The organism is Streptosporangium sp. NPDC050148 (genome assembly GCF_055586505.1).
The window spans coordinates 185,552-193,875 of the sequence record NZ_JBVJIA010000003.1; the positions used below are offsets into that span (position 1 = coordinate 185,552).

Here is an 8,324-nt window from a genome sequence, read left to right on the forward strand (position 1 = left end):
CGGATCGCCCGTCCGGCCCACGGGCCCTTCCGGGGACGTCCGTCCCGGCCGGCTCCTTCGGCGTCGCCGTCCGGTGAGTCGTCCTTCCCGGCCGGTCCCTCCGGGAGCGTCCGTCCCGGTGGGGCGGCCGGAAGGTCCGGCCGCCCGACCCGTTCAACCGTCCCGGGACATGCATGTACGGCTGGCGCCCGGCGCCAGCCGTACGGGATCGGCGCGAACTCAGCCGGCGATCAGCTCGTTCGTTCGCTCGTACTCTTCTTTGGCCAACTCCAGCAGGTCACGCCAGGAGTCGACATCCGGTCGCCGGCGCAGCAGCGCTCGACGTTCGCGCTCGGTCATCCCGCCCCACACCCCGAACTCGATGCGGTTGTCCAACGCATCGGCGAGGCACTCGGTCCGGACCGGGCATCCTCGGCAGATCAGCTTTGCTCGGTTCTGGGCAGCACCCTGAACGAACAAAGCGTCAGGATCCGCACCCTTACAGGCCGCACGGGAGGTCCAATCCGTGATCCACATTCGACCCCACTCCCCTTAGGTGGTCAGTCGTGACTTGGGCCGACGGGCGCGGGCGTCGGGCCTCGGTATTCAATTGCTGCAGAAAGAGAACGTACGCAACCAGACGTTCGGGCCGACAGACCCCGGCGGGACCAAATTCTCACATGGTCATCCACGGCCATCTGGCCGGGAATGACTAGTCACCCGTCTTCGATACTGGGAGAAGTCATCTCAAAACGGTGTTCCGTTACCGTTTGGAGCATCAGCCCGACGTACCCTTGACTCGTGCAAGGTGATGGTAAAGATCAGGGTTCGGTGCTCCGCAGGATCGGCGGTGTGCTGAAACTGCTCGGCGCGGCGACCGCCACGGGCGTGCTGGCCGCCGCCGTGGCGCTTCCGGCGGTCGGCGGCGCGGGGATGACGGTGAACGCGGCGACGAACGAGCTGCGGCTCCTCCCCGAACCGCTCAAGGAACCCCCGCTCGCGGAGAAGACCACCCTGCTCGACGCGGACGGCAAGCAGTTCGCCCAGTTCTACTTCCAGAACCGTGAGTCGGTGAAGATCGACGAGGTCGCCGACATCATGAAGACCGCGATCGTGGCGATCGAGGACGACCGGTTCTACGAGCACGGCGCGATCGACCTGGAGGGCACGTTCCGGGCCGCGGCGCGCAACGTCTCGGGCGGCGGGGTCGTGCAGGGTGGTTCCTCGATCACCCAGCAGTACGTCAAGCTCGTGCTGGTCAACGCCGCCGAGACCAAGGAGAAGCAGGAGGCCGCGCAGGCGCCGACCCTCTCCCGCAAGCTCAACGAGCTGCGTTACGCGCTCTACGCCGAGGAGAAGTACACCAAGGCGGAGATCCTCGAGAAGTACCTGAACATCTCCTACTACGGCGCGGGCGCCTACGGCATCCAGGCCGCCGCCAAGCGCTTCTTCGGCAAGCCCGCCTCCAAGCTCAACCTCTGGGAGTCGGCCACCCTCGCCGGGGCCGTGCAGAACCCGAGCGTGACCGACCCCGACGCGGGCAAGGCGGCCCGCACGAGGCTGCTGGAGCGGCGCAACACCGTGCTGAACCGGATGGCCGAACTCGGCAAGATCACGCCGCAGGAGGCCGAGGAGGCCAAGAAGAAGAAGCTCGGCTTCAAGGACATCGAGGCCCCCGGCGGCTGCGAGGAGAGCAAGTACCCCTACTTCTGCCTGTACGTGCAGCACGAGATCGCGCTCAACGAGGACTTCGGCAAGACCCCCAAGGACCGCGAGCGGCTGCTCCAGCGAGGCGGCCTGACGATCACCACCACGCTCGACGCCAAGGCGCAGAAGGCCGCCGAGAAGGCGATCAAGAAGTACGTCAAGGCCAGCGACAAGCCGGTCGCCGCGCAGGCGATGATCGTCCCCGGCACCGGGGCCGTCAAGGCAATGGCCGCCAGCCGCAAGTACGGCAACAACAAGAAGAAGAACGAGATCAGCTACAACCTGGTCGGCGACAGGGACCACGCGGGCGGCGCGGGCTTCCAGGCCGGCTCCACGTTCAAGCCCTTCACCCTGCTGACCGCCCTGGACCAGGGCATGAAGTTGAACGACGGCTTCTCCACCGGGGACGGCTACACCGCCCCGAGCTACGGCGCGTTCCGCGACTGCAAGGGCGAATCGCGCGGCGATCCCGGCCACACGGTCCACAACTCCAGCGAGAGCAGCGGCGGCTTCAAGACCCTCACCACCGGCACCCTGGGCTCGGTGAACACCTTCTTCCTCCGCCTGGAGCAGGAGGTCGGCCTGTGCGAGACGGTCAAGATGGCCAAGAGCCTCGGCATCAAGCGCGCCGACGGCGGGAAGCTGCAGGAGGTCCAGACCTTCACGCTCGGCACCAACGAGATGGACCCGGTGACGGTCTCCAACGCCTACGCGACGATCGCCGCCCGCGGCACCTACTGCAAGCCGATGGTGATCACCGAGAGCGTCGACCGCGACGGCAAGAAGACCTCGTACAAGCCCAAGTGCAAGCAGGTCCTGGACGAGGAGGTCGCCGACGCGGCCGCCCACATCATGTCCGGGGTCTTCACCAAGGGCACGATGACCGAGGTCGGCGGCATCGGCCGCCCGGCGGCGGGCAAGACCGGAACCACCGACAACTACACCGCCGCCTGGTTCGCCGGTTTCACGCCGGACCTCGCCTCCGCGGTCAGCCTCGGCGACCCGCGCGGCGCCTTCAAGTACGACCTGACCGGCGTGACCATCGGCGGCCGCTACTACAGCCACGTCTACGGCGCCTCGATCTCCGGGCGAATCTGGAAGGACTCGATGCTCAGCGCGCTCAAGGGCGTCGAGGCGACCCCGTTCACGCCGGTGAACATGGAGCGCTTCGGCGGCTGCTCCGGCCGGTGCGCGCCCAAGCCCCCGCCGGAGCCCGACCGCGGCGGCGGTGACGACCGGGGCGGCGACCGCGACCGGGGCGGCCCTGACGACGGCGGCGAGGTCGGGCGGGACATCAACGGCGGCGCCACGGCCGACCCCGGCGACGACGGCTGGGGCGGCTGGTAGGACACCGCGGCCCGTTCCCCCGAACGCGCGGGCCCTCCCGCCCCGGCCCTTCCAGGAGCCGGGCGGGAGGGCCCTTCGGCGTCCGGGACCGATCGGCGCCCCCTACCGGTCCTCACCGGGCCCGCTCCGACCCTCCGGCCCCCAAGGGCCTGATCCGCCCCCGGGCCTCACCCGGCCCGGTCAGGTCCGGCCGGGACTGACGGTCAGCCGGTCAGCCGGTCAGGAGGACGCCAGTCGGGCCCGTACCGCCTGCGCGACCCGGCCGCCCTCGGCGCGTCCGGCGACCTTCGGGTTCACGAGCTTCATGACCTGGCCCATGGCCTGCGGCCCGGTGGCGCCGCTCTCGGTGACGGCCTCCTCCACCAGCGCGGCCAGCTCCTCGTCGGAGAGCTGCGCGGGCAGGTACGCCTCCAGCACGGCCTGCTCGTCGATCTCCGCCTGCGCCTGCTCCGCCCGGCCGGCACCGCTGAACGCCTCGGCGGCCTCCCGGCGCTTCTTGGCCTCCTTGGCCAGCACCTTGACGACCTCGTCGTCGGTGAGCTCGCGCGCCGTCTTCCCCGAGACCTCCTCGACGTTCACGGCCGCGAGGGCCATGCGAATCGTGCGGGTACGGATCTCGTCCCTGCTCTTCATGGAGGCCGTGAGATCGGCCTTCAGCTTGTCCTTCAATGCGCTCATGCGGTCCATCTTGCCGCCTCACCAGCCCCGCTGTATCCCGAGTTTCCTTCGCAGGGCCGGATCTCGGGCATGATGAGGACGTGAGGAAAGCAGCCGCGGTGCCCCTGTCCCTGCTCGGCGCCGGCGTGGCCGGCCTCGCGTACGCCTCGATCGTCGAGCGCAACGCGTTCCGGCTGCGCCGGTTCGACGTGCCCGTCCTGGAGCCGGGACAGCGGCCGGTGCGCATCCTGCACCTGTCCGACCTGCACCTCACCCCCGGCAGGCGGATGCTGATCGACTGGGTGCGCTCGCTGGGCGCCCTCAACCCCGACCTGGTGGTCAACACCGGCGACTCGATCGCGCACCCCGACGCGATCGCGCCCCTGATGCACGCCCTGGAACCCCTGCTGACGCGGCCGGGCCTGTTCGTCTACGGCTCCAACGACATGTACGAGCCCCGGCCGAAGAACCCGGCCCGCTACCTGTGGCGCACCTCCAAGACCGACTACGGGCAGAAGATCCCCACCCTCCCCTGGGAGGAGCTGGGCGCCGCCATGGCCGGCGAGGGCTGGCTGGACATGAACAACACCACCGCCCGCATCAAGGCGGGCGATCTCGACGTGGCCGTGGGGGGCATCCACGACTCCCACATCAACCTCGATCGTTACGACCTGATCGCCGGTCCCGCCCCGGCCGAGGCCGACCTGCGCCTGGGCGTGATGCACTCGCCCGAGCCCCGCAACCTGACCCGCTTCGCCGCCGACGGCTACCAGCTGCTGCTCGCCGGTCACACCCACGGCGGGCAGCTCTGCATCCCCTTCTACGGCGCCCTGGTCACCAACTGCGGGATCGACCGGGCACGCGTCAAGGGCATGAGCCGTCACGACTCCGCCTATCTCCACGTCTCCGCCGGGCTCGGGACCAGCCCCTACGCCCCGGCGCGGTTCTCCTGCTACCCCGAGGCCAGCCTGCTGACCTTGATGCCCCGCCGCCGTGGCGACACACGCACCCGCGAAGTCCGCTAGACTTTCTCAAGCACGAGCAAGACCAGACGTGCGAACGGGGTGTGGCGCAGCTTGGTAGCGCGCTTCGTTCGGGACGAAGAGGCCGCAGGTTCAAATCCTGTCACCCCGACGTTGAATGTCCCGAAGCAGAGGGCCTGATCCGCTCAGCGGGTCGGGCCCTTCTGCTGTTCCCGGAAAGATCCTTCGAGACGGCGTGCGGCCGGGACGGGGTCGGCGTCACCGTATGGGCGAGCGGCTCCGTGACCCCGGCACCTCCTGGTACGACCTGCTGGAGGATCACCTGGCCGCCCGGCGCCGGGAACGCCCGCTCGCCTCCGACCGGGAGCGCCGCGGACCCCGGACGCTGGTGGAGTCCCTGCCGGACTGGATCAAGAGCGCGAAGCACCGCGAGGAGATCCTCAAGGTCATCGCCCGCCTGCGCGCCACCCTGGACGGCACCTGAACGGCGTCCGGACGACCTTTCGCGGGCCGTGCGGCGACCGGGGTGGGTCGGGTCTCACCGTCCGCCCCCGCGGCCGAGGTGAGCGTCCCGTGATCCGGTGGCCGGTCACGCCTCGCCGTCCGCCTCCGCGCCCGGGAGAAGGGCCCACTCCCGCAGCAGGCCGTCGGTGAGGGTCGCCACCGCGCACCGGTCGGCGGCGTAGGCGACGGCCATCACGTGGTGTTCCGGGGAGAAGTCCGCGACGGCGTCGGCGACGAGGAACGGCTGGATGTCCCGCATGAAGGCGTCGCACGCGGTCAGCAGGCAGCCGATGTGGGCGTAGACGCCGCAGACGATGATCTGGTCACGACCCATGGCCCGCATCCGGTCGGCCAGGCCGGTCCCGTGGAAGGCGCTGTAGCGCCGCTTGACGAGCAGGATGTCGCGCTCCGCCGGGAGGAGGTCCGCGACGATCTCGCTCCCGGCCCCGCCGGGCACGCCGGTCCCCAGAAGTCCTGCAGCAGGCCGCGCCGCTCGCCGCTCTGTCCGCCGGGCTGCGCCGAGTAGACGACCGGCACCCCCAGGCGGGCGCAGGCGTCGCGAAGGAGGCCGATGTTGGCGATGAGCCCGGTCAGCGGCGGGTCGCCGGCATCGAAGGGGGCCAGGAAGTGGTTCTGCATGTCGTGGACGAGCAGGACGGCGCGGCGCGGGTCGGGACGCCAGTCCACCCGGTTGGCGGGCAGGTCGTTCCACCCGGGCAGCGGGTAGGGGGCGATCCGGGGAAGGGCCATGTCACCGTCTCCTTTCCGGCGGGCGGGTCAGCGGTCCCGGTCCAGGCCGACCGCGCGGAGCATGGTCTGGAACTTGGCGGTGGTCTCGGCGAGCTCCCTCTCCGGGACCGAACCGGCGACGATGCCCGCGCCGGCGAAGAGCCGCAGCGTCTGGTCGGCGACCTCGGCGCAGCGGATGGTCACCACCCACTCGCCGTCGCCGGTGATGTCGCCCCACCCGACCAGGCCGGCGTACAGGCCGCGGTCGAACGGCTCGATCTCCTCGATGGCCCGGCGCGCGGCGCGCGCGGGCGTGCCGCAGACGGCCGGGGTGGGGTGCAGCAGGGTGGCCAGCTCCAGCGAGGTGACCGACGGGTCGTCGAGCACACCGGTGATCCGGGTCGACAGGTGCCACATGGAGGCGGTGGACAGCAGCGACGGCCCGGCCGGGACGGTCAGGTCGCGGCAGTACGGGCGCAGGGTCTCCACGATGTTCTCGATGACCAGGGCGTGCTCGCGCAGGTCCTTGTCCGAGGTGAGCAGGGCACGGCCCCGTTCGGAGTCGACGACGGGGTCGGGGTGCCGGGGCGCCGACCCGGCCAGCGGGTTCGTGGCGATCCGGCGTCCCGAGCGGGCGACGAGCAGCTCGGGGCTGGCGCCCAGCAGCGTGCGGGTGCCGGTCCCCGGCCGTCCGCCGGGGACGGGCAGGTCGACCGCGTAGCCGTAGGCCTGCGGGTCGCGGCGTACCAGGTTGCGCAGGACCCGGCGGACGTCGACGGGCGCGCCGAGGGTGACGTCCAGGGCGCGGGCCAGCACGATCTTCTTGAGCTCCCCGGCGGTGAGCCTGGTCAGCGCCTTCTCCACACCGCGCAGGTAGTCGTCGGGAGCCGGAACCGGCCCGAACCCGGTGAACCCGGTGAACGGGGTGAACGGGATGGACGTGCCGCAGGCCCGTTCGGGACCCGCCGGGCCGGTCGCCGTACCGGTCGCCGGGTCCGTCCGGCGGACCTCGGCGGGCACCAGCAGGCGCGCGGGACGGTCGTCGCGGAAGGGCACCGCGCCCACCACCATGGGGTCGGGGTGACCGGCCTCCCGGGCGTCGCGCAGGGCCGAGGCGACGCGTCTTCGCAGGTCGCCCGCCGAGGAAGCGGAGATCGTCCGGTGAACACCCCTGGCGAGCAGGGTCCGGGCCGGCGAGGTGAAGAAGAAGGCGCCGGGTTCGTAGTCGCCCAGCAGGTCGGGTGTCCTGGGCATGGTGAGGGTGTCGTTCGGCGGCATGGCGAAGGGTCTCCTGTCGGAAGGGGTCCGTGAGGGGAAGAGATCCGCGAAGGGAAGGGTGGTGCCGCGCTAGGCCCGGAGCGTGGCGCCCCCGTCGACGTACAGGTCCTGCATGGTGATGTGCCTGGCGCGGTCGGAGGCCAGGAAGAGGACGGCGTCCGCGACGTCCTCGGGAGCGGCCAGCCTGCCCAGGGGGATGCCCACCCGGAAGGTGGCCGGTGAGCCCTCGACGACCGTCCGCGCGTCGTGCTCGCCGGTCCACAGGGCGCGCTGCATGGCGGTGTCGGTCGAGCCGGGCGACACCACGTTGCACCGGATGCCGTACGGTGCCAGCTCCAGGCCGAGGCACCTGGTGAAGTGCGCGGCGGCGGCCTTGGAGGCGGCGTAGGCCGCCATGTTCGTGCGGGGCACGCCCGCGGCGTTGGAGCCCACGGTGACGATCGCCCCGGATCTGCGGGGGATCATCCGGCGGGCGACCGCGCGGGAGAGGTGGAGGACACCGCCGGCGTTGACCGCGAAGGTGCGTGCCCATTCCTCGTCGCCGATGGTGACGGCCGGGCCCGAGCAGAGCACTCCGGCCACGTTGACGAGCAGCCCGATCGGACCGAGGTCGGTCTCGACGCGCGCGATCACGTCGTCGACGGCGGCGCTGTCGGCGACCTGGCAGGTGTAGGGGACCGCGGTGCCGAGCCCGGCGGCGACCCGCTCGACCCGCTCGGTGTCGACGTCGAGGGCGGCGACGCGTGCGCCCGCCCCCGTCAGGGCGCGTGCCACCGCCTCGCCGATTCCCCGCGCCGCACCGGTGACCACGGCCACCGTGCCGTCCCTCAGCGCGCCTTCCCCCAGCATGCTCCCGCCTCCATCAGCCTGTGCCGTTGGAAGGCTAGTGCCATCACTTTGGGTTGCGCAGCAAAAACTTATAGTTACTTTTCACAGATCAGCGGGACATGCCGACGCTTGTGAGGAAGGGGCGGGAACGCCACAGGAGCCGGGACGAGACCGGGGTGGGAGCACCGCGTCACCGGGAACCGCGTCGCCGGAAAGCGGGTCTCCGGGAAAGAAAGGAGCGGGGGGGGGGGGGGGGGGGGGAAAGGCCTAGCTGCTTGGCAGCGGTCTTCGGTCTTTCTCCCCCCTGCTTTG

At 71.0% G+C, this 8,324-nt stretch carries 8 protein-coding genes, 1 tRNA gene and 1 pseudogene; 5 read left to right on the forward strand and 5 right to left on the reverse strand.

Features of this window, described 5'->3' with window-relative positions; genetic code table 11:
* Nucleotides 1-219: 219 nt before the first annotated feature.
* On the reverse strand, nucleotides 220-516 hold the full coding sequence (locus ACZ6RT_RS04425; protein WP_012887233.1) for a WhiB family transcriptional regulator: 297 nt from the start codon (nucleotides 514-516) through the stop codon (nucleotides 220-222).
* Nucleotides 517-780: 264 nt separating this feature from the next.
* On the opposite strand from ACZ6RT_RS04425, the gene ACZ6RT_RS04430 reads away from it, so the two are divergent.
* Nucleotides 781-3,033 (forward strand): transglycosylase domain-containing protein, encoded by a 2,253-nt coding sequence (locus ACZ6RT_RS04430; protein WP_399185273.1) that lies wholly within the window; start codon nucleotides 781-783, stop codon nucleotides 3,031-3,033.
* A 219-nt stretch (nucleotides 3,034-3,252) separates the two neighbouring features.
* On the opposite strand, the gene ACZ6RT_RS04435 is transcribed toward ACZ6RT_RS04430, so the two are convergent.
* Nucleotides 3,253-3,711: a GatB/YqeY domain-containing protein gene (locus tag ACZ6RT_RS04435; protein WP_399185272.1), complete on the reverse strand. Its 459-nt coding sequence runs from the start codon at nucleotides 3,709-3,711 to the stop codon at nucleotides 3,253-3,255.
* Nucleotides 3,712-3,791: 80 nt separating this feature from the next.
* On the opposite strand from ACZ6RT_RS04435, the gene ACZ6RT_RS04440 reads away from it, so the two are divergent.
* From ACZ6RT_RS04440 to ACZ6RT_RS04450, 3 genes are all read left to right on the forward strand, one after another.
* Nucleotides 3,792-4,715, forward strand: a complete 924-nt coding sequence (locus ACZ6RT_RS04440; RefSeq protein WP_399185271.1) for a metallophosphoesterase — start codon at nucleotides 3,792-3,794, stop codon at nucleotides 4,713-4,715.
* Nucleotides 4,716-4,750: 35 nt separating this feature from the next.
* A tRNA-Pro gene (locus ACZ6RT_RS04445) sits at nucleotides 4,751-4,824 on the forward strand.
* A 114-nt stretch (nucleotides 4,825-4,938) separates the two neighbouring features.
* Nucleotides 4,939-5,157: a hypothetical protein gene (locus ACZ6RT_RS04450; protein WP_470152213.1), complete on the forward strand. Its 219-nt coding sequence runs from the start codon at nucleotides 4,939-4,941 to the stop codon at nucleotides 5,155-5,157.
* Between the two features lie 105 nt (nucleotides 5,158-5,262).
* On the opposite strand, the pseudogene ACZ6RT_RS04455 reads toward ACZ6RT_RS04450, so the two are convergent.
* Nucleotides 5,263-5,816 (reverse strand): annotated as a pseudogene (locus ACZ6RT_RS04455) (isochorismatase family protein).
* On the opposite strand from ACZ6RT_RS04455, the gene ACZ6RT_RS04460 reads away from it, so the two are divergent.
* Nucleotides 5,749-5,904 carry a hypothetical protein gene (locus ACZ6RT_RS04460; RefSeq protein ID WP_470152297.1) on the forward strand — a complete coding sequence of 52 codons (156 nt, stop codon included), beginning with the start codon at nucleotides 5,749-5,751 and terminating at the stop codon, nucleotides 5,902-5,904. The pseudogene ACZ6RT_RS04455 and the gene ACZ6RT_RS04460 overlap by 68 nt on opposite strands.
* 50 nt (nucleotides 5,905-5,954) lie before the next feature.
* Here ACZ6RT_RS04460 and dhbC read toward each other — a convergent pair whose 3' ends face one another.
* The gene (gene dhbC, locus ACZ6RT_RS04465; protein WP_470152214.1) at nucleotides 5,955-7,184 is read right to left on the reverse strand and encodes an isochorismate synthase DhbC; all 1,230 of its coding nucleotides are present in this window, start codon (nucleotides 7,182-7,184) and stop codon (nucleotides 5,955-5,957) included.
* Between the two features lie 69 nt (nucleotides 7,185-7,253).
* Nucleotides 7,254-8,033 carry a 2,3-dihydro-2,3-dihydroxybenzoate dehydrogenase gene (locus ACZ6RT_RS04470; RefSeq protein WP_399185267.1) on the reverse strand — a complete coding sequence of 260 codons (780 nt, stop codon included), beginning with the start codon at nucleotides 8,031-8,033 and terminating at the stop codon, nucleotides 7,254-7,256.
* Nucleotides 8,034-8,324 lie beyond the last annotated feature (291 nt).